Below are 21,035 nucleotides of genomic sequence, written 5' to 3'. Positions count from 1 at the left end.
GCCCCCCTGTGGATGCCGCCCCGATCTGCCCCGCAGCGTACCGGCCGACACTGACAACCCCCTGCGGACGGACCCGCCCCGCTCCTAGGATGATCACCACGGTGCGGCATCCCGGAGGGGACACATGACGGACGACAGACGGGGCGGCCCGGCGGCCGAAGCGTTCCGGCGAGCGCGTTCCCAGTGGCTGGAGGGCAGGATCCGGGAGCTGGCCGCCGTCCTGGAGACCACCGCGCCCGGCCTGTACCGGCTGCTCCCCGCCGACCTCGGCGACCCGCGCACGGCGGCGGCCGTCACCCTGGCGCGGATCGCGGCCGACGAGGCGCGGGCGCAGCCGGTGGCCGAGTCCGTCGGCTGGCTGGAGCGGCTGATACCCGGCGGTTACCGGCACGACCTGGCGGCGGACGTCCGCGAGGTGCGGTCGCTGATCGCCGACAGCGGCGAGTCCGCCCTGTGGGCCTGGAACGCCGAGGGCTGGGAGGAGATGCTGCTGTGGTGGTGGCGCCGCCACCAGCCGCGCACCGGCGACCTCGAGCGGGACTTCGCGGACTGGCGGGCGCGTTGGTCCGCGGAGGTGCCGTGGAACGGCGCCATCGACCGGCCGGAGTGGGCGCCCCGCCGGCACGGCCGTGCCCTCGTCACCCCGGCGGAGTTCCTCGCCCGCGAACCCGAACCACTCCGCCTGCTGGCCCGAGCGGTGATGAGCGCGCCCGCGGCGGTCGCCGCGGTGGAGGACGCCGTACTCCTGCGCGGGGAGCACCTCCGGGATGCCGGGCACCTCAGGTGGCTGGCCGAGCAGCAGGCAGTGGTGGAGCAGGCGGAGGCCTGGCGGCGGGCCCAGCAGAAGACCGGCTCGGAGGCCCAGCGGGCGTTCCTCGCCGAGCTGTCCGAGGCGGTCAAGCGGTACGTGTCGCTGGTCCTCCAGCCGGTGGTCGACGCCCTCTCGGCCTGCGAACGGGCCCTGTTGCACGACAGCAGGCCAGGTGCCCGGCGCACCGCGGCCGACTACCTGGAGACGTTCCTCGACTGGTACGAGCAGCCGGACGTGGACGCCTGGGACGACGACGAGCTGGGCCACGACCTCGCCTGGGAGGCGCGGGAGCGCCACGAGCGCCACGAGACCACCTGGCAGGGCATGCTCGGCACGATCCCCGTCTGGTACCACATCGTCCGGTCCCCGCAGGAGAGAGCGGCGGCGCTGGCCTATTCGGGGCGGCCGTCGGCGTCGGTCGTCCGGGTACGCACCGGCGACGCCGAGGCGAGCACGGGCTTCGACCTGTGGGACGCGGGGATGTGGGACGAGGAGCTGTGGGACCAGGACGAGGAGGCCGCCGACTGGTACCCGGAGCCCGGCATCGTCGTCCGCTGCGCGCCGTACGACGCCTCCGGCCTGTGCGCCCTGCTCGCCGTGGCCCAACTCGGCCACGCCCGCCTGGAGTTCCTGGTGCCCCGGGCCGACGGCAGCATCGGCAGGCTGCGCACGGTACGGGCCCGGGTCCACAGGGACGACGCGGACGCCTGGCGGCGCTGGGCCCTGGCGGCGCTGGCCGAACTCGCGCCCGACCCGGAGGACCTGGCCGATCTGATCACCGGGTCGGGGGAGGGCGGGGCGGACGAGGGGCGGGAGCACGAGCAGGACGCCGCCGGCCCGGGCACCCCTGATGCCGGCGCCCCTGGTCCCGGCGCTCCGGACTCCGGCGGTCCCGCTTCCGCCGCCTCCGGTCCGGGCGCCGCCGACGCCTCCCGCCGGACGATGTCCCCCGAACTGCTCACCAAGGTCAAGGCGTTGCTGCGCAAGGCGGAGGACCCGGGAGCGACCCAGGAGGAGAGCCGTGCCTTCCTGGACAAGGCCATGGAACTCATGGCCAAGTACGGGATCGAACGGGCCATGCTCGACGAGGTCGGCGAGTCCGCCCGGCCGACGGACAAGATGATCGACGTGCACCCCCCGTACGCCAAGGAGGTCCGCCGGCTGCTCAGCCGTATCGCGCAGGAGATGCGCTGCCAGAGCGTGCTCATCGACACCCGGGACAACCGGCGCCGGCTGCACCTCTTCGGCTACGAGTCCGACATCCAGGCGAGCGAGGTGCTCTTCGCCAGTCTGCGGTTGCAGATGCTCGCCGGCGCGGACGACGCCGGCCGGCGGCACCGGCCGGCGGGCGAGGACGCCCGTGCCTACAAGCGCTCCTGGATGCTCGGATTCGTCAGGGAGGTCACCGCGCGCATCGGCGCCGCCCAGCGGGCGGCCAGCGAGGCCGCGGAGGGGGCCGCGGACGGCGCGGCGCACCCGCCCGGGCGCAGCGTCGAACTCGTCCTGGCCCACCGGTCGGCCGAGGTCGAGGCCCAGCTCCACCAGCGCTACCCGAAGCTCGGCCAGGCCCGCCCCACGAAGTTCAAGGGCTCCGGCTACTGGCAGGGAATCGCCGACGGCCGCCTCGCCGACATCGGCGGCCCGGCGTTCACCGAGGGGGAGGCGGAGGCGGAGCTGACGCACTGACGACGCGCGATCCAGGGGCGCGATCCGTACGCTGCGTCAGCGTACGGGCACGATCGGTGGACGGTACGGCGGGTGCGCCGTCACGCTGGGTGCTGTCGAGGGCGGGGATGCAACACGGTACGTACGCACCTGGAGGTGGCCGCGGATGGCGCACGGCGACGCGAGTGAGAACGGTGACGGCCCGGCGGTCTGCGAGACGGAACGGGAGCCCGACCCCTCGGACAGTCTGCGGACGTTCGGGGCGGTCGTGCAGGCCCTGCGCGAGCACGCGGGGCTCAGCAGGGCCGAGTTCGGGGAACTGGTCCGGTTCTCCAAGCACACCGTGGAGTCGGTGGAGCTGGGCAGGCGGATGCCGGACGACTCCTTCGTGGAGCGGGCGGAGGAGGCACTGGGGAACACGGGGGCGCTGCGGCGGTCGGCACGGTACCTGACCCGGGGGGAGGCGGGGCTGGCGGCCTGGTTCCGGCAGTGGGCGAAGCTGGAGAAGGTCGCGGTGAGCCTGTGCACCTACGAATGCCGGTTGGTGCCGGGGCTTTTGCAGTCGGAGGGGTATGCGCGGGCGGTGTTCGAGGGAACCGTGCCCGTGGCGCCGGATGCGAAGCTGGACGGTTATATGACCAAGCGGATGGAGCGGCAGCGGATGCTCTTCGAGCGGCCGACCACCCCCTTCAGCTTCATCGTGGAGGAACACGTCTTCCACCGGCGGTTCGGCGACGTCGAGCAGATGCGGGAACTGCTCGACCATGTGCTGGAGCTGAGCTCGCCCCGCAACGTGACGGTTCAGATCGTGCCGTTCAAGGCGGGGTTGCACGCCTGTCTCGATGGACCGCTCCAACTTCTGGAGACCCCGAAGGGGCAGCGACTCGCCTACTCCGAAGGGCAGCAGAACGGGCGTCTGATCTCCGGCCTCGACGAGGTGAGGCTGCTTCAGCAGCGCTATGACACACTGCGCTCGCAGGCCCTGAACGCCAAGGACTCGCGGGGTCTGCTGGAGCAATTCCGAGGAGATCTATGAGCACGACGGAACTGGCCTGGTTCAAGTCCAGCTACAGCGGCAGCCAGGGTGACAGCTGCATCGAGGTCGCCGTCACCGAGCAGGCCGTGCACGTACGCGACTCCAAGGACGTCACCCGCCCGGACTTCGCGGTCGGGCGGGACGGCTGGACGCGCTTCGTGCGGTTCGCGGCCGGGAGTTGAGGCGCCTGGACTGTCTCCCGGGTCAGGAGGCCGGGAGGCAGTCGTCCGGGTGGCGGGGGCCGTGGCCCGGGGGCGGTGTGAGGGCGGAGGTGTAGGTGTCGCCGGCTTCCGTCATGCGGTCGTACTCCTTCAGGATCAGTTCCTTGGTGCGGTACGTGCCGTACCGGGCCTCGTCCTTCCGTCTGACGATGGGGAAGGTGTCGAGGACATGGACGACGTCTTCGCGGGAGATGCCGTACAGGTGGAAGAAGAGGGCGTCCAGCTCCGCCCGGATCTGCCGGCGGCGTGCCTCGTCCCAGCGGAACGGCGCCCCGTCGTCGCCCAGGTGGCGCGCGAAGGGCGTCATGTCCGCCGCGGTGTGCACGAGTTCCAGGACGCGCGGCACCACGAACGCGCTGTGGGCGGCCAGCGTCCGCGGGGACGGTACCGGGAGCTGACGTAGATAGATCATGGTCAGGTGGGTGCCGGCGACCTTCTGCCGTGCGACGTAGTCCAGCGCGAAGGAGGAGAGCGCGGCCACGAGCAGGGGCGCGTGGCGGGGGTCGGCCAGGGACGCCAGCGGCAGGGTGTTCGCCAGGGCGGCCCGGGGGAGGAGCGCCGCGATCACCGTGCGCTCGTCGGTGGACCGGCAGATGTCCCGCCAGCCCAGCATCCACCCGGCGTCCCACCGGCCGGCCAGCCGGTCGTCCACCACACCGCGGCGCACCCAGTAGCGGGGGCGGGCCTCCGCGGCGGGGTCCGTGCGGACGACGGTGTCCTCGTCGCCGTAGGTGAACCACCGGTGGTCGTAGTGGTGGAGCATCTTGGCCTCGTACACCTTGTACGCGGCCTCCTCCGCCGGCTCGCCGTGCAGGAGTTCCCCGGCCGCGTGGGACAGGTGCAGCACCTCGACGTACCGGAAGCCCCAGGGGTTCCCGCCGGGTGCGGCCTCGTCGACCAGGACGGGGACCTGACGGTAGACGCCCAGGGTGATCTCCGCGTCGCGGCGGGAACGGAACACCGGGCAGGTGCCCGTGTTCGGGTTGAGCAGGGTGATCTCCTGCGGGGTCAGCGTGAAGGACCGCCCGGGCTCGTCCAGTTCGTGGGGGCTGTGCAGGAAGAAGGCGAACTCGGCCTTCGGCTCCCGCGCCGCGCGGCCGGTGAGGGACAGGATGCTGAACTTGAACGAGCGGTGCACGTTCGGGAACAGCGGCGCGGCGTTCTCGAAGTCGTACAGCGCCGCGAGGGCCCCGGTGCGCACGAGGTCCTTGAAGAAGTACTGCGTGGTCGCGTCGGTGGCGATCCCCGTGGGCACGATGACGCCCATGCGGCCGTGCGGGCTCGTCAGCAGGCGGTCCGTCTCCGAGAAGACGGCGTACGTGTTGACGTCCCCGCGGCCCGTCAGCGGACAGCGGCCGGCGTCGCGCAGGAAATGGCTCTCGCCCTCCGACCTCCGTTTCGCCGCCTCGTACGCGGCGTACAGGACGTGCCCGTCGTGGGTGTCCCGGAGTTCGGAGATGAGCTTCTTCCGGGCTGCCGCGTTTCCGGCGTTCGCGATGGCGGGGTCGCGCTGCGCGAAGAACTCCTGCTCCTGGAGCTTGATGCGTTCCCACGGGGGGTTCCCCACCACGCAGTCGAACCCTCCGGCCCACCCCGTCGCCGGGTCGACGGCACCGGCCGCCGCACCCGCCTCCGGTACCGAGAAGACCTCCGGGAACTCCAGGTGCCAGTGGAAGAAGGCGTACTGGTCCCGGAGGCGCGCGATCTCCTCGTGCGTGGACCGCGGCACGGCGTCGGCCGACGGGTCCCGGAGGCGCTGGAAGACCTCCTGGGTGACCGCGAGCGGGGCCCCGGGCCGCTTCGGCCACACGAACGCGGCGCACCACGCGTCCGCCACGCGCAGGGCGTGCGTGTACTCGGCCGACCGGGACCAGTCGAGGTAGGCGGCCTCCTGGCGGCGGACCTCGGCCAGGGTGTCGGAGCCGGCCGTGGTGATGCGGCGCAGCCGGGACGCGAAGGCGTCGTTGGCGACCCTCGTCTCCGTGTCCAGGTCGAACAGGCCGCCCTGCCCGCCGCGTTCCCGCCGGTTCTGCTTCTCCAGGGCCTTGGCGTACTTCTTGTCGTCCCCCTCGATCGGCTTGAACGCGGCGTCGGGCACGCCGTTCTCCAGCAGGGCGGGTGTCGCGCCGACCAGGGCGTTGCCGCGCTTGACGTGGGCGTCCAGGAAGCCGAGCGGTTTGCCGGGTTCGAGGGCCTCCAGCCACAGGGACACCTTGGCGAGTTCCACGGCCATCGGGTTGAGGTCCACGCCGTACACGCAGCGGGCGACGACCTCGTGCAGGGCGTGCCGCACCGCCTCGACGGGAGGTTCCGGGAGGCGTTCGCGCACCGCCGCCACGCGCTTGGCGATCCTGCGCGCCGCCGCCACCAGGAAGTGGCCCGAACCGCAGGCCGGGTCGCACACCGTCAGGGACAGCACCTCACGCACGATGGCGTCGGTCGCGTCCGCCGCGCCGGCCGCCGAGGCGGCGGCCTCGCCGCGCTTGACGGCGTCGTCGAGCACCGGGTCGAGGGTGGTGTCCAGCAGGCGCTCGATGAGCCCGGACGGGGTGTAGTAACTGCCCGTCGTCTTGCGGGTGTTGCCCGCCAGCTCCACCAGCTCGAAGGTGCGCTCGGCCGCGCTGTGCTGCGGAACCAGCTCCAGCAGGGACTCGTAGACCGAACCCAGTTCCTCGGCGTCCAGGTGGCGGTAGTCGATGGCGCGCCGGCGCCGCGAGCCGTTGTCCCGGACCTGGGACAGGTGCCGTACCGCGGTCAGCAGGTACTCGTTCGACAGGGACAGCCCGCGCAGCGGGGCGTCGGCCTCCGTGCCGGTGAAGATGCCCCCCAGGCCGGGCAGCCCCAGCTCCGGCCGGCCGTTCTCGTCACCGAGGGCGTCCAGGACGATGCGCAGGGACTGGTACAGGTCGCCGTGCGAGGTGCCCCGGCGGCGCCGCGCGTGGGCGCGCAGGCGCGCCGAGGAGAAGTACGCGGCGTACCGCTCCCGTGCCCGCGCGGACGCACCGGGGCCGTGGAGCACGTCCCGGTCCTCCGCCACGAACACGAACAGCAGCCGGTAGGCGAGCCGGAGCAGCGCCGTGTGCAGCGCCCCCACGTCGAGGCGGTCGCGCAGGGCCGCGTTGTCCGGGTGGCGCAGGAAGCCCGTACCCAGCGTGGTGATCGCCTCCTGCACCCCCTTGCGCAGCTGGTCCAGGGCGCGCGTGCCGGACGCGATCGCCTCCGTCCGCCACTGCTCCAGCCGGCACCCGGCCGCCGCCCCCTCCGCCCCCTCGAACCGTGACGCGTGCAGCAGCCGGTACAGCAGGGTGAACTCGCTGAACAGCTCGCCGTCGAAGATCGACTCCAGGTCGAACTCGACGTACGAGGCCGTGGCGAGCGCGCTGGAGTCGCGCAGCAGGCGCAGCCGGCGGCCGTTGGTCAGGACGCCCCACAGGTGGGCCTCCGTGCGGTTCAGGCACTCCTGGAGCATGGACTGGGGCGGGACGGTGCCCGCGCCGCCCGGCCGTCTGTCCGGCTCCGTGTCCCAGGGGATCTGGTGGACGAGGGCGTGGCCCCAGCGGTGGGAGACCGGGAACGTCTTCTCCGGGTCGGAGTCGGCGCCGACGCCCGCCCGGCCGACGGGGGTGAGCCGGCCGAAGCCCAGTTCCCGCCAGAGGGGGGTCAGCCAGTCGGAGAAGGCGATGCCCGTCGGGTCGGCGGCGGGGACGCCCGTCTCCCGGTCCTCCGGCAGGCGCTCGCGCAGCTCCCGCCACAGCGGCTTCAGGTACTCCCAGCTGCGTTCCGCCTCGTCCCGGACCGAACGGGACGACGGCAGGCCGTAGTCGGCGGCCCGGGAGCCGGGGACGTCCCTGCCCTCCGCGATGCGGAGCAGCATGTCGGCCGGCAGCAGTCCGCCGACCGTGTGGACGGCGGTGAACACCTGGTTGCGGGTGGTGGCGGACATCAGGCGGGGGCTCCTGCGGCAGCGGACGGGGCGGCGGGCAGGTAGACGTACGCGCCCAGGACGTCCGCCGGTTTCTGGGCCGTCACCGACAGGCCGCGGACGATCTCGCCGGAGGCGGCACGGACCCTGCGGTGGGCGGCGTCCAGTTCGGCGGCCAGCTCGTCGCCGTACGCCTCCAGGTGCGCGTGGACGTCGGGGAGCTGCCCGAGGATGCGGGTCATCGTCCGCTCGCCGAAGTGCGGGTCGGTGTTCTCCGCCGCCGTGGCGTCCAGCAGCTCCGCCGCGCGCTCCTGCGGCAGCCAGACCGCGTTGCGCGGCGCGCCCTCGAAGGCCAGCAGTCTCGCGTCCTCCGCCACCAGCTGCCGTTCGCCGCCGCGCGAGGGGAGCGTCAGGTGGAAGCGGTAGCGGACCAGCAGCAGGGTGGTGCGCGTGGTCACCGCGTCCGTGGTGACCACACCGCAGCGGCGTGCCGGGCGGGCGCCCTCCGCCCGGGGGTCCAGGGCCGCGTTCAGGACGTGGGACGCGAGCGCGCCCACCACCGGGTCCGTGCGGACCAGGGCCGCCTCGCCGCGCGCCACCGCGGGGTCGCCGCGGAACGGGATCTCGCGGTCCTTCTCGACGACCTCCGCGCCCACGGTGGACGCGAGCGCGTCGCGCAGGCCCACCGGGGTGCCGCCGACCTGGGCGGTGAAGTCGTCGCCGTGGTCGCGCAGCACCGCTCCCAGCGCGCCCAGGGACTCCCGTACGAACGTCCGGATCTCGCCCGCGCCGCCCAGCGCCGCACGGATCGAGGCGACCTCGCGGGCCACCTCCTCCGGGTGGATCGAGCGCTGCGCGAAACGGGAGCGGGAGGTCCGCTCGCGTTCGGCCGCCGAGTTCCAGTCAGTCTCCAGCTTGTTCCGGCTCGCCCTGAACCCGTCCGCGCCGAACAGCGCGTCCTGGTCCTCGCGGCCGCGCATCAGCAGCCATTCCACGATCGCGTCCGTCACGCCCGTGGACAGCTCGTCCGGGACCGACACGGAGATACCGAGGTCCTTCTTGATCTGGCGGTGCTTCTTGATCAGCACCTCCAGGACCTTCCCGTCGATGCCGTTGTCGTCGCCGTACAGAGTGACGACCCTGACCTCGTCACGGCGCTGGCCGTAGCGGTCGACGCGGCCCTCGCGCTGGTCGTGGCGGGTGGGGTTCCAGGCCAGGTCGTAGTGGACGACGGCGTCGAAGTGGTGCTGGAGGTTGACGCCCTCGGAGAGGCAGTCCGTGGCGATCAGCACCCTGCGGGCCGCCGCGTCCTCGCCGGCCTCGGCGGCCAGCGCCTCGATGCGTTCGATGCGCTGCTGCGGGGACAGCTCACCGGTGACCGCCTTGACGACGGTCCTCGCGCCGAGCGGGCCGCGCTTCCTGCTCTCCGGGTCGTTCGCCAGCTGCTCGGCCAGGTACTCGGCCGTCGGGATGTAGCGGCAGAAGACGATCGGGTGGTAGCCGTCGGCCAGCAGCGCCTTGAGCTGCCTGATGAGCGCCTTCAGCTTGAGGTCCTGTTCCGGTCCCTCCAACTGCCGCGCCCGCTCGGCGAGTTCCAGCAGCCGGGACTTCGGCGCGCCCTCGTCGGTCTCGGCGCCCGGTGCGACGTCCATGCCCTCCATGGCGTCGCTGTCGGCCGCGTCGCTGTTCAGCGGGGCGCCCAGCTTGTCGGCCTCCTCCGCGCTGGCCGCGATCGCCGCGGCCGAGCGGGTCGTCAGCGTCTGTGCGGCGGCCCGCGGCGACGACACCAGCGAGCGCAGCAGCGCGATCGCCGACCACCAGGCGATCCGCGCCTCCCGGCGGCCCCGGACACCGGCCTCCTCGACCCGCTCGCCCGCGTACGCGATGGCGTCGTCGAGCAGGGCCCGGTAGCCGGGGGAGAGCTTGTACGTCTCGTCCTTGAAGTAGCGGTCCGAGGGGAACGCGGTGCGCTCGGCGAACGAGTCGTCCGCCAGGCCGTCCTCCTTCGTGAGGTACCGCCGCACGTCCGCCCGCTTGCGCGCCACGAAGTGCCGGGCCAGCAGCTTCCGGCCCGCCTCCGACTCCAGGTCGACGTGCGCCAGCTCCGGTTTGACCAGGCCGAGCAGGTTCCGGAACGCCGACTCCTTGCCGCTGTGCGGGGTCGCCGTCACCAGCAGCAGGTGGCGGTCGGCGTCCTTCGCCACGCGGCGCAGCAGCTCGTGACGCAGCTGGCTCTGGGCGCTCGCGGAGGCGTCGTCGGCGGTCACGCAGGTGTGGGCCTCGTCCACGATCACGAGGTCGGGGCAGTGCCGCACGAAGTCGTCGCGGTGGCGCGGGGACTTGATGAAGTCCGTGGAGACGATCACGTTCGGGTACCGGTCGAACAGGGACTGGCCGAGGTCCAGGCCGCGCTCCAGCCGGGACACCGTCGAGGCCAGCACCAGCTCGGCGTCGATGGCGAACTTGCCGCGCAGCTCCTGCTGCCACTGCTCCGCCAGCGCGGGCGAGCACAGCACGGCCAGGCCCGTCGCCTCGCCCTGCGCCAGCAGCTCGCTCGCGATCAGGGCCGCCTCGACCGTCTTGCCGATACCGACGTCGTCCGAGATCAGCATGCGGACCGTCTTCTGCCGCAGCGCCATCAGCAGCGGGACGAGCTGGTAGGCGCGGGGCTCCACCGCGATGCCCGCCAGGGAGCGGAACGGGCCCGCGCCCGAGCGGAAACCCACCCGCAGCGCCGTGCGCAGCAGACCGGCCGCGCGCTGGTCGCCGAGGTCGGACGGCTCGGGCGGGGCGAAGCGGGCCTCCTCGACGGCTTCGAACGGGAGGACCGCCGCGATGTCGTCGTCCGAGCCGCCCAGCGGGCGCAGCACGAGCAGGTCGGGCTCGCTCTCGGGAAGTACCACCCACTCGCGGCCGCGGGCCTTCACCAGGGATCCGGCGGAGAACGTGAATGCCATTGTGATCGTCAAATCCTCTGGGTTCAGGGTCGGTTCGCGGCCGGAGAGCCGAAGTAGCGTGCGTTGGCCCGGGCGATGGCGTCCCAGTCGGCGCCGTGCGGGAAGCGGACGACGTCCCAGGTGGCGTCGTAGAGCCGTTCCTCGGCGTCGGTGTCGCGCAGGGCGCTCTCCTCGGTGCCGGGGCCGTCCACGAACACGGCGACGTTCGCGCCGGGGAGCCGGTACACGAAATCCGGTGAGGCGTTCGCCTCGGTGAGGAAGACGTCCTTCTCGTCCGGCAGCCGCAGGCCCCGCGCCTTCACCCAGCCCAGGAAGTCGCCCTGCGCGGCCGGTCCGGCGTCGGCGCGCTCGGCCGGCGCGGGCCCGGCCGGTGTGGTCTCGCTCGCCGTGGCGGGGCCGGCGAGCAGCCGCCGGTACTGCTCGGAGCGGGACTCGCCCCGCTCCTCGCGGCGGGCCGTGGCCGACGCGAACCGGACCAGCAGGGCGGCCACCGCGCGCCGGTCGATCCGCGCGTGGTCGAGCTGGTTGCCGTAGGTGAGCAGGCACTCGTAGCAGCCGCGCGCACAGGGGCGCCCGGGCCGGTGCTCCTCGCCGCCCCGGTCCTCGCCCTCGGGGGAGAAATGGCAGATCTCCAGTGCGCGGCGGGCCGCCCCGGCGAGGGCCTCGTCCTCGGCCTGGAGGCGGCGCAGCACACCCGCGCCGCCCTCGGCGGCCTCCATGAAGAGGATGCGGCGCCGCGGGCCGTGGTCCGGCGGCAGCAGCTCGGCGGCCAGCTCGGCGTCCTCCAGCTCGAACGCGGCCTCGATGCCCCGTCCCAGCGCGTACATGAACGTCAGCGCGACCGGCTCGGGCAGCGCCTCGTCCAGGGTGACGACGAGGATGTTGCGCCGGTCCTCCACGTACGGGATGACCCGCTTCCTGCGGCGCCGCTCGTTGCCGTCGGCGTCCGCCAGCGGCAGCTCGCCGGAGTCACCGGACGCCTCCGCCGCGTCCTTGTCGTTCATCCAGCGGCCGTCGGCGAGGTCCAGCCAGTAACCCGCCGGCTCGTCGGTACGCGCCCGGACCCGGCCGGTGTTGGTGATGCGGACGCTCGCGGAGTCACCGTAGGCGATCCGGGCGAGCTGCCCGCCGCCGTCGGCGACCGTGGCGTTCAGACGGCCCTTGCGGACACCGTGGTCGTGGAAGCGGTACGACGTCTCCAGCCGGAAACCGGCGCGGCGCCGCTCCTCCTCGTCCGAGGAGATCCGCTCCCGGCGGCTGGTGTACACGGTGTGCAGCTGCAGCAGGCCGTACGTCGCCGCGCCGAGCGGTTCGTCGCAGAACCGGCAGCGGTCCTCGCGGTCCTCGGGATCGTGGTGGTAGCCGCAGTGCGCGCAGCGGCGGGCCTCGCCGGTGGTCAGCTCGCCCGAGGAGTCCGGCGGCAGCTGGACGCGGGTCACCTGGTAGCGGGCGCCCTCGTGGTAGACGAGCGCACCGGGGCCGAACTCGCGGATCGCGAGGAAACGGGGGCGCTGGAGGTAGTCGCCGTCGCCGCGGCGGCGGCCGACCGTCGGGATGTACGCGGCCAGCGGCAGGCGCGGGAAGCTGTAGCCGGGCAGGAACCCCTCGGAGGCGAGGTAGCGGTAGGGGTTGAAGTCGGACAGCACCGACTTGCTGTCGGCGCTCTCGTTCATCAGCAGGTTCAGCTGCGTCTCGGCCTCGCGGCGGCGGGCGTTGGCGCGGTTGCGGTCGGCCTCGGTGAGGCTGTAGTCCAGGCGCCGCCGGTTCTGGACGTACTGGTCGTTCAGCGCCGCCCGGAACAGGCTCCGCCAGCGGTCGAAGGCGCGGTCGAAGCGCTCCGCGACCGTGCGCACCCTGTCCTCGATCCAGTCGTCGTGCCACCACGTGGTGTCGGCGAACTCCCGGAACAGCGGGCCGAGGACGCGCAGGGCCGCGTCCACCGTGCGCCGCCGGGCGCTCTCGTCGTGCGCCGCGGCCTGGACGTCGGGCAGCAGGTGCAGGGCGGGGTCGGGGCGGTCGCCGGAGTCCGGGTACGACACGTCCAGGACGTCGGGGACCGAGCGGCCCAGCCGCAGGCCCGCCTCGGCGATCCACAGGCCCTGCAGGTGGGAGAGGACCAGGTCCTCGTTGGCCAGGTCCAGGCGGGGCGGGGCGACCGCGCCGGCCACCATCCGCTCCGAGCGGCGGAAGTAGTACTGGTCGTGGCTGTTGCCCGTCGCGCAGTACGTCGTCACCAGCGCGGGCTGGCCGCTGCGGCCGGCCCGCCCGGACCGCTGGGCGTAGTTGGCGGGGGTGGGCGGCACGTTGCGCATCATCACCGCGTTCAGCTCGGAGATGTCGACGCCCAGCTCCATCGTGGGGGAGCAGTACAGCAGCTTCAGCTCGGCCTCGCGGAAGGCCTTCTCGCGCGCCTCGCGGTCCTCCGGCGACACCTGCGCCGTGTGCTCCCGGGCGTACAGGCCCGACAGCGCGTCGGCCGTCTCCCGGTACAGCGTGAGGAAGAACGTGTTGATGCGGGGCCCGTCGCCGCTCTGGTAGGTGCGGGTCAGCGGGTCGTGGGCGCCCGACTCGCCCTTGCCGGCCCGCCACACCAGCGACTGGGCGGCCACCCGGTACCCGGTCGTGGTGGCGGAGGAGGCCCTGCGGTGGCGGCCGGCCCGCTGCGGCGCCGCCTCGACCTCCTTGACCAGGCCGGCCCCGGCCAGCACCTTCAGCAGCTCGGTGATGATCAGCTGGAGGTCGTCCTGGTCGAGGTCGCGGAAGGCGCGGTCCGCGCGCCGCAGGTACTTGCCGAACTTGCCGCGCGCCGACAGGAACAGGCCGGAGCGGTCCGTACCGGGCCGCGAGGGGTGCGGATAGGCGGTGCCCACCCGGGGCTTGTCCGCGGAGGACAGCACCCAGGGGTCCACGAGCCGTTCCTCGCTGGCGCGTTGCAGGGAGTCGAAGGTGTCGTCGCGGAAGTACGACACGTCGATGGCCAGCGAGCGGCGCATCTCGTCCAGCAGCGTCCTGGTGATCTCGGCCCGCAGCGCCGGGTCGGCGTCGCGCAGCGCCCGGTGGGTGCCGTCCCAGCGGTCCTGCCGGGCGGCGACCCAGTCCAGGTCCTCGTAGTCGATCTCCAGCAGGCCGGTCTGCTCCAGGTTGGGCATGGTGACGCGCCAGCCGCGCTCCAGGTCGAGGTAGAGCCGGAAGGCGACGACGTCGCGCAGCGTGCGGGCCGCGTTGCGGGCCAGCGACGGCGGCAGGTCGCTCTCGCCGGTGTAGTCGGCGGGGGTGACGGCCAGCGTGCTGGTCACCGTCGAGGCCAGTTCCTCGTGGTGCAGGCCCTCCTCGCCGGCGTCCAGAGCCGCCCGGTACAGCGCCCCGCGCAACTGCGTGATCTGCACGAAGTCGTTGAAGTGACCGGCCTGGAGGGAGGCGTCCTGCCGGTTGTCGACGAAGGTGAGCAGCTTGCGGGCCCGCGGGTCGAGGGCCTCCCGCGGCACCGACTTCAGCGAGCGGACGATCGACGCCGAGATCAGCGAGGTCGCCGAGGAGCGGCCCTCCTGGTCGAGCGTGGCCAGCTTGGCGAAGTCACGGCCGCGCGTCTGCTCGTAGGCCACACCGCAGTGCAGGCAGAACAGGAACGGCGACGGGATGAACGCGGCCTTCAGCTCCCCCCGGCCCTCCTGCCCGAACGGGTCGACGGTGACGGCCTTCGGGACGCGGTCGCGGTAGACGCGCCTGACGACCTCCTGCCCCTTGTCGTCCAGCTCCAGCCAGGACTCGGGCAGCCGCCGGTCGTGCACGGCGTACCGCACGTCGGACGGCCACTCCCGCTCATGGTCGACGTAGAGGTAGCCGTCGCCCTGCCGGCCGCCCGTCGCCGAGGTGTCGCGGCGGGCCTCGTAGCGCACCTCGCCGTCCTTCTCCGTGCGCCACACCGTCAGGTACTCCTGGCCGCACTCCCGGCAGAACGCCAGCGGCATCAGCAACTTGCCGCCGCTGCCCGGCTGTTCGAGCTGGTAGGAACGGGTGAGGTGACGGGAGGCCTTGTCCTCCAGGGTGACGTACACCGTGTCGCCCTTGGACAGGAACTGGTGCAGGCGGAACGCGAACAGGGGGCGCTCGGTGCGGGGGTTGCGGGCCTGCGAGCCGGCCTCCAGGGTGTCCCGGATCGCCTGCGCGCACCTCTCCTCGTCCACCCCGGACAGCTCGTGCAGCTCCCGTGCGGCGACTTCGACCTGTGTCGGGGGCCGGCGCACCAGGAGGCCGCCGGCCGTGTCCTCGGCCAGCCCGAAGCGGTCCTCGATCCAGCGGGCCAGCGGGTCGCGCACGAGGTCGTCGTAGCCGCGCGGGGCGGGGGAGGTGAGCCGCTCGGCGGGTACGGCGGCGGGGGCCTCGCCGGTCGCGCGGACCAGGGTCTCGCCGATGACGTGCTCGGGGCGCACCGGCGTACCGAACAGCGTGCTCGCCACGCGGGCGACCACCTGGCGCCGGTCCTCCGGCGTGCCCTCCGTCGACATCGTGGCCGACGTGCCGATGCACTGGAGGTCCTCCGCCTGGCACGCCTCGCGGACGCGGCGGATCAGCAGGGCGACGTCGGCGCCCTGACGGCCCCGGTAGGTGTGGAGTTCGTCGAAGACGAGGAACTCCAGGCCGCGGGCCATGCGGATGAGGCTCGCCCGGTCGGCCGGGCGGGTCAGCATCAGCTCCAGCATGACGTAGTTGGTGAGCAGGATGTCCGGCGGGTTGTCGCGGATCTCCCTGCGCCTGTAGTCGTCCTCCTGGCCGGTGTAGCGGGCGAAGGTGACGGGCTCCCGGCCCTCGCCGTAGCCGTCGTGCAGGAACTTCCGCAGCTCCTCCAGCTGGCTGTTGGCGAGCGCGTTCATCGGGTAGACGATGATCGCCCGGACCCGCTTCGGGGCGTTCGGGCCCTCCTCGTCGCGCCGGCGGAGCACCCGGTCGACGACCGGGACGATGTAGGACAGCGACTTGCCGGATCCGGTGCCGGTCGTCAGCACGTACGAGGCTCCGGACGCGGCGGCGTCGATGGCGTCTCGCTGGTGCCGGTGCAGGGTGAGCGGACGGCCGTCGCACACGGTGCCGCCCTTGGTCTTCCTCGCCTGGAAGACTCGGGCGCACTCCGGGTGCAGCACCTTCTGCTGGGCCAGCTCGACCACGGAACCGCCACCCTGGAAGAAGGGGTTGAGCGACAGCCAGGGATTCGGCCACTGGGACTTGTCGTCCAGGTCCTTCGCGACGTACGCCTTGACGCGGTCGTCGCGGATGACGGTGCCGCCCTCCGTGAAGGAGCGGTAGTCACGGATGAGGGCCTCGTGGACGCGGAAGACGTCCATGCCCGCACCGGAAGCGGTCACCGGAGCCGGCTGCTGCGGGGCGGGGGCACGGACCGGCTCGGGGGCCGCCCGCCGCAGGGGCCGCGTCGGGTCCAGCTCGTCCCAGGCGGGTACGAGGCTCCGCTCGTCCGCGGGTGCGGCGAGGGGGAGCAGCGCGTCCCGCACGGTCACGGCGTCGGCCGGGCGGTCCGCGGGGTTCTTGGCCAGCAGCCGGTCCACGAGGCGGGCCAGCTCCGCGGGGATGCCGGCGCGGATCCGGCGGACGGGGGCGGGCTCCTGGTGGACGTGCCGTTCGGCCAGCTCGTAGGCGGACTCGCTGGTGAACGGCGGGACCCCGACCAGCATCTCGTACAGCACGCAGCCCAGCGCGTACAGGTCGGCGGCCTGCGTGACCTGCCTGGCCTGGCACTGCTCCGGCGCCATGTAGCGGGCCGTGCCCACGCTGACGCCGGTGCTGGTCAGCCGCGTCTGGTCCGGATCGTCGACGATGCTGCCCATGCCGAAGTCGAGCACCTTGACCGTGCCGCCGCGGATGAGCATGACGTTGGCGGGCTTCAGGTCACGGTGGACGACGCCCTGCGCGTGGGCGGCGGCGAGTCCCGCGGCGATCTGGGCGCCGACGGCGGCGGCCCAGGCGACCGGCAGCTGGGACTCCTCCTCGACCAGGTCGCGCAGCGAGCGGCCGTCCAGCAGCTCCATCGCCAGGTAGGGCAGGTCGTCGCAGTCCCCGGCGATGCCGCCCGCGACGAGCCGGGTGAGGTTGGGGTGGTCGAGCCGGCGCATGATGGCCACCTCGCGGGCGAAGCGCTCCACGGCCTTGGTGTCGCTTCCGGTGGCCACGCGTATGCCGGTGCGGCGGCGCAGGACGGTCTTGACGGCGACGGTACGCCCGGGAGCCCCCTCGGGGGCCTGGAGATCCTCGGCCTGATGGACCTCTCCCATGGTGCCCCTGCCGATGGCACGTCCGATGCGGAATCTGCCGTCGATGAGCTGGTGGCCCACTGCCGCTCCTCTGCCCTGTGCTGCCTTCGCGCTGCCCATCCTGTCAGGGGTGGCGGTGAGGCACCTGGAACCGTACACGAGGACGCAGGTTCGGTGAAGCGTATGCACGTTGACAATGTCAACACGACGCCTGGATCCCGGTGGTGCGGTCCGCTCGGATCCTTGTCGCGCGGTCTATCATGGCCCGGGCCCTCATGGCCCGCGTAAGGAGTCACACGCCATGTCAACTCCCGCCGCACACCAGGAACTCGGAGCCTTCCTGCGGGCCCACCGGGCCCTGCTCAAGCCGGAGGAGGTCGGCCTCCCGCCCACCTCCCGTCGCCGGACCCCCGGGCTGCGCAGGGAAGAGGTCGCCTCCCTCTCCGGGGTGAGCATCGCCTGGTACACCTGGCTGGAGCAGGGCAGGGTCACCGCCTCACGGCAGGTTCTGGAGTCCGTCGGCCGGACGCTGCGCCTCGACGACGCCGAGATGCGCCATGTGCTGAGGCTGGCCGGCTACTACGAGCCGGAGGCGAGCCCGGCCCGCGGGCCGGCGAACGGGGCGGTGCAGCCCATGCTGGACTCCTGGCCGGTGAGCCCGGCCGTCCTGCTCGACCGGAACTTCGACCTGGTCGCCTGGAACGCGGCCTGGACCGCCGTCTGGGGGGACCCCTCGGCCGTGCCGGCCGACCGCCGCAACCTGCTGTGGTTCATCACCGTCGACGAGCGACTGCGCGGGGCCCTGCGGGACACCGACTGGGAACCGCTCGCCATGAGCGTCTTCCAGCACTTCCGCGCCCAGGCCGGCCGGGCCCCCTCCGACGAGCGCATCGCCGCGCTCTACGGCCGGCTGGCGGCGGACGTGCCCGAGCTGAGCCACTGGTGGAGCTGCCACTCGGTGGGGGAGCTGACCAGCCGGGTCGTCACCGCCACCCCCGTCGGCAGCGAACCGATCCGCATGTCTCTGTCGTCCCTGCGCCCGGTGGACGACCCCGCGGCGCTGATCCTGCTGTTCACGCCGGAGAGCCAGGACGACGGAACCAGGGTGTCGGCTCTGGTGAACCGGCCCCTGCGCTGTGTCGGCCCGGCACGCAAAGCGGGCTGAAGGCGCGGCGCGGGGGACCGGCCGACCGCGCCCTCAGCCCTGTCCTTGGGGTCGGGAGCACTGCCCGAGCGGGGGCTCAGGCCTCCTTCGGGGCTCCCACCGCGTCCACCAGCGGCCGGCCGCCGGTGTCGCGCCGCAGCCGGGTGCTGAGCAGCAGGCCGCCGAGCGAGGCGACCAGGGCCAGGCCCACGCCGACCACGGCGGTGGCGAGGGTCAGGTCGGAGAACCGGCCGATCACCCAGGCACCGACACCGGTACCGGCGTACATGGTCGAGGTGAGCCAGGCGCTGGAGGTCGCCCGCAGCTCGGGGGCGGCCGTACCCGCCAGCGTCTGCTGGTCGGTGACGAAGCCGCCGCCGGCGAAGAACCAGAGGGCGACACCCACCAGGGTGAGGACCAGGCCGGGGCCCCGGGCGGTGAGCGCGACACCGGCGGCCAGCAGCAGACCCCACACGGCGAGCATGGGAAGGTGCGTACGGCCCTGGGCCCGGGCCCGGTCGCCCAGCCGGCCGCCCGCCGTGGAGCCCACGACGCTGCCGAGGCCGACGAGGATGCCGACCAGACCCAGCGTCGAGACGGACAGGTCGAAGCGCTCCGCGAGCACCGCGCCCAGGAACGTGTAGGCGCCCAGGTTGGCGGCGTTGAACGCGGTGTTGACCAGCAGCGCCTTGCGCAGCGCGGGGTGACCCCAGGCGGCGAACACCGCTCCGAAGCCGGGGCCGCCGGCGGCCCGGAAGGCACTGGCCGGGATCTGCTTCAGCAGCATCGGGACGACCGGCAGCGTGCCCGCGGCCATGGCCCAGAACGCGGCCCGCCAGCCGGCGGCACCCGCGAGGAAGCTGCCCAGCGGCACACCGAGCACCTGGCCGCACGAGAAGAGCGCCATGCCCAGACCCAGGGCGCGCCCGCGCACCGTGTCCTCGGTGGTCTCCGCGATGTGCGCCCAGATCGCGGGGCCCGCCGCGGCGGCCGCGAGACCGGCCAGGGCACGGGAGAGCACCAGCAGCGTCAGGCCGTCGGAGAGGGCGGCGGCGACGTTCGACAGCAGGAAGAGCGCCGAGCCCAGCAGCAGCGTGCGACGGCGTCCCATGCGGTCGCTCAGCAGGCCGAGCAACGGGGCGCACACCGCGTACACGAGCACGTACACCGTCACGCTGTACGCCGCCGACTGCTCGGAGATGCCGAGGCCGCCGGCGATCGTCGGGAGCAGCGGGGACACCAGGAACGTCTCGGTGCCGAACAGGAACAGCAGCATGAACACCGAGGCGTAGGAGCCCCAGCGGAACCGTGCCGGGGTGGGGGGTGCGGTGGGTGGAGTGTCCACGGGGTGAACTGCCTTTCGAGCGAGGGCGGTCGGGAGGATGCCGGCTGCCGGCTCGACCACCCTGGCGACCCCTGCGCGGGCCAACCAGCCAGGCGTTGGTCCGGTTAGTGAAAGTAACGCCTACGACAACTCCGGCCCTGGACTGCCCGGTTCACACGTCGCGCGGGGATGTCGTCGTCCATGGGGTGGCCACGGGGCAGCTGACCGGAGAACCACGTCACCGAGTGGCTCGGCGGCGGGCACGGGACAGCGGATGGCGACCCGCGGCAGCGCTGCGAGGCCGTGTGATCCCCGCCTCAATGGGAGCCAGTCACTCGAACTCGCTCCTATGATCGCTGAGATGAACGGGGGCAGCGGAGTGGGCTTAGGCACGCGCCGCGGTGAGGAGCGGCCTTGAACAGGTTGCGCTTGCCGACCGCGGCACACACACATGGTCCGGCACTGGTCGCGACGCCGGAGGGTCTTCCCGTCGGCGTGCCGGCCACCACGGAGACGGTGGCGGACCGCCTGGCGCGGCGGCGCTCGGGGCATGGACACCGTGCGCGGGTGACGTTCGTACGCAACCTCGCCCGCTTGAACCACGCGGTGTTACCCACCGAGGTCATGGCCGCCGAGCCGGAGGCGCCGGCCCGTGACGCGCCGCCGACTCGCCCGCGTCCGGGTCGCGCCGATCCGGCGGGCTTGTGGAAGCACGGCTTGGACGACACCCACGCCTCGGCTCGGGAGACCGCGACGCGTGGGGCGCCGGGCACGGTGGCCCGGGCGCACGTGAAGGAGTCGGTGACGGACTCCTTAACCACACTGCGGCGTCTGCCGGAACCGGGCCGGGCTCGCTACGCGTCGGAGTCCCCCCCTCCCGAGTCACCCCTGGCCGAAAGGCCGTTATGGGCGGCATCCGCCAGGCGGCGCACCGTGGAACCGGCGCACCGCATCGCCGCCGAGACCACCCTGCGCCCGGTCGCCCACCTCACCGCGGTGGGGCAATCGGTGACCGAACTCCGGCAGATCATCGGCTCCCACGCCGCCGCCGGCGTGCACGACATGCCGGCCCTGCGGGGCGACCCGCCGGGCGGCCCGCGAGCCCCGTGGGTGCCCCACCCCGAGGGCTTCACCCACGCCCGTGAACTCGTCCGCCTCATCAGAGGGCCGGGGAACCTCAGCGTCGGCGTGGCGGCCGTCCCCGAACGCCACCCGAGGCCGCCGGACCGGGAGAGCGGGATCCGGCACTTCACCGCCGAGCGCCGGTCGGACACCGACTACGCCATCACCCAGATGTTCCTCCACGCGGAGGACCGCCCGCGGCCGCGCGACCGCGCGGCCGGCGCCGGCCGCGACATCCCGATCATCCCGGCGATCATGCCCGCCACCGGCGTACGGCAGATCCGGCACCTCGCCGAACTCGGCAACGCCGCCTTTCCCGCCCCGCTCGCCGAGGCGCCGGACGGCGCACGGGACGATCCGGCCGCCGCCCACCGCATCGGCGTGGACCACGCCACCGCGCTCGGCCGGCGGCCGCTCGCGGAAGGCACACCGGGGCTGCACTCCATCACGCTCAACCGGTCGTCCGCCGCGCTGGACATCCACGAGGTCCTCGTCCCCCACCGCTCACCGGCCCTGCGGCGGGCCGCCCTGCCCCTCACCGGCTGACCGCCCCGGACACGAAAGGTCGCGTTC

9 protein-coding genes and 1 pseudogene are annotated in these 21,035 nt (G+C 73.2%); 6 read left to right on the top strand and 4 right to left on the bottom strand.

Going from position 1 to position 21,035, the window contains the following annotated elements; translation table 11 throughout:
- Positions 1–124: 124 nt before the first annotated feature.
- The 3 genes from ACZ7N4_RS16695 (at position 125) to ACZ7N4_RS16685 (ending at position 3,694) form a co-directional block, all read left to right on the top strand.
- Entirely contained in the window at positions 125–2,497 is a 2,373-nt protein-coding gene (locus ACZ7N4_RS16695; RefSeq protein ID WP_471359008.1) for a DUF2786 domain-containing protein, read from the top strand.
- 145 nt (positions 2,498–2,642) lie between these two features.
- Positions 2,643–3,512, top strand: coding sequence for a helix-turn-helix domain-containing protein (locus ACZ7N4_RS16690; RefSeq protein WP_471359007.1), 870 nt, complete (start codon positions 2,643–2,645; stop codon positions 3,510–3,512).
- A complete protein-coding gene (locus ACZ7N4_RS16685) occupies positions 3,509–3,694 on the top strand; it encodes a DUF397 domain-containing protein (RefSeq protein WP_471359005.1) in 186 nt (61 codons plus the stop codon). The genes ACZ7N4_RS16690 and ACZ7N4_RS16685 overlap by 4 nt, the downstream gene beginning before the upstream one ends.
- 22 nt (positions 3,695–3,716) lie before the next feature.
- On the opposite strand, the gene ACZ7N4_RS16680 is transcribed toward ACZ7N4_RS16685, so the two are convergent.
- Genes ACZ7N4_RS16680 through ACZ7N4_RS16670 form a run of 3 tightly spaced genes read right to left on the bottom strand, consistent with a single transcriptional unit; the run spans position 3,717 to position 16,953 of the window.
- Complete coding sequence (locus ACZ7N4_RS16680; RefSeq protein WP_471359004.1) at positions 3,717–7,676, bottom strand: Eco57I restriction-modification methylase domain-containing protein; 3,960 nt, start codon at positions 7,674–7,676, stop codon at positions 3,717–3,719.
- Positions 7,676–10,612 carry a helicase-related protein gene (locus ACZ7N4_RS16675; protein WP_471359002.1) on the bottom strand — a complete coding sequence of 979 codons (2,937 nt, stop codon included), beginning with the start codon at positions 10,610–10,612 and terminating at the stop codon, positions 7,676–7,678. Before ACZ7N4_RS16675 ends, ACZ7N4_RS16680 begins: the two co-directional genes overlap by 1 nt.
- Before the next feature lie 23 nt (positions 10,613–10,635).
- A complete protein-coding gene (locus ACZ7N4_RS16670) occupies positions 10,636–16,953 on the bottom strand; it encodes a protein kinase domain-containing protein (RefSeq protein ID WP_471359000.1) in 6,318 nt (2,105 codons plus the stop codon).
- Positions 16,954–17,173: 220 nt separating this feature from the next.
- On the opposite strand from ACZ7N4_RS16670, the gene ACZ7N4_RS16665 reads away from it, so the two are divergent.
- Positions 17,174–18,037 (top strand): helix-turn-helix transcriptional regulator, encoded by an 864-nt coding sequence (locus ACZ7N4_RS16665; RefSeq protein WP_471358999.1) that lies wholly within the window; start codon positions 17,174–17,176, stop codon positions 18,035–18,037.
- 76 nt (positions 18,038–18,113) lie between these two features.
- Here ACZ7N4_RS16665 and ACZ7N4_RS16660 read toward each other — a convergent pair whose 3' ends face one another.
- Positions 18,114–19,361 carry an MFS transporter gene (locus ACZ7N4_RS16660; protein ID WP_471358997.1) on the bottom strand — a complete coding sequence of 416 codons (1,248 nt, stop codon included), beginning with the start codon at positions 19,359–19,361 and terminating at the stop codon, positions 18,114–18,116.
- Between the two features lie 393 nt (positions 19,362–19,754).
- On the opposite strand from ACZ7N4_RS16660, the pseudogene ACZ7N4_RS16655 reads away from it, so the two are divergent.
- Together ACZ7N4_RS16655 and ACZ7N4_RS16650 are read left to right on the top strand one after the other, a co-directional pair.
- A pseudogene (locus ACZ7N4_RS16655) lies at positions 19,755–20,132 on the top strand (chorismate synthase); the annotation flags it as partial.
- Between the two features lie 9 nt (positions 20,133–20,141).
- Positions 20,142–21,008, top strand: a complete 867-nt coding sequence (locus tag ACZ7N4_RS16650; RefSeq protein WP_471359169.1) for a methylenetetrahydrofolate reductase — start codon at positions 20,142–20,144, stop codon at positions 21,006–21,008.
- Positions 21,009–21,035: the final 27 nt, after the last annotated feature.

The organism is Streptomyces sp. NPDC107654, from assembly GCF_055639035.1.
Note: the sequence above shows the minus strand (reverse complement) of the source record. Positions and strands in the feature narration are given on the sequence as shown.

Bases quoted from the DNA above. Each gene is read 5' to 3' on its own strand.
- ACZ7N4_RS16690 (WP_471359007.1), top strand. From the start codon at position 2,643: ATGGCGCACGGCGACGCGAGTGAGAACGGTGACGGCCCGGCGGTCTGC.
- ACZ7N4_RS16680 (WP_471359004.1), bottom strand. From the start codon at position 7,676: ATGTCCGCCACCACCCGCAACCAGGTGTTCACCGCCGTCCACACGGTC.
- ACZ7N4_RS16685 (WP_471359005.1), top strand. From the start codon at position 3,509: ATGAGCACGACGGAACTGGCCTGGTTCAAGTCCAGCTACAGCGGCAGC.
- ACZ7N4_RS16665 (WP_471358999.1), top strand. From the start codon at position 17,174: ATGTCAACTCCCGCCGCACACCAGGAACTCGGAGCCTTCCTGCGGGCC.
- ACZ7N4_RS16675 (WP_471359002.1), bottom strand. From the start codon at position 10,612: ATGGCATTCACGTTCTCCGCCGGATCCCTGGTGAAGGCCCGCGGCCGC.
- ACZ7N4_RS16695 (WP_471359008.1), top strand. From the start codon at position 125: ATGACGGACGACAGACGGGGCGGCCCGGCGGCCGAAGCGTTCCGGCGA.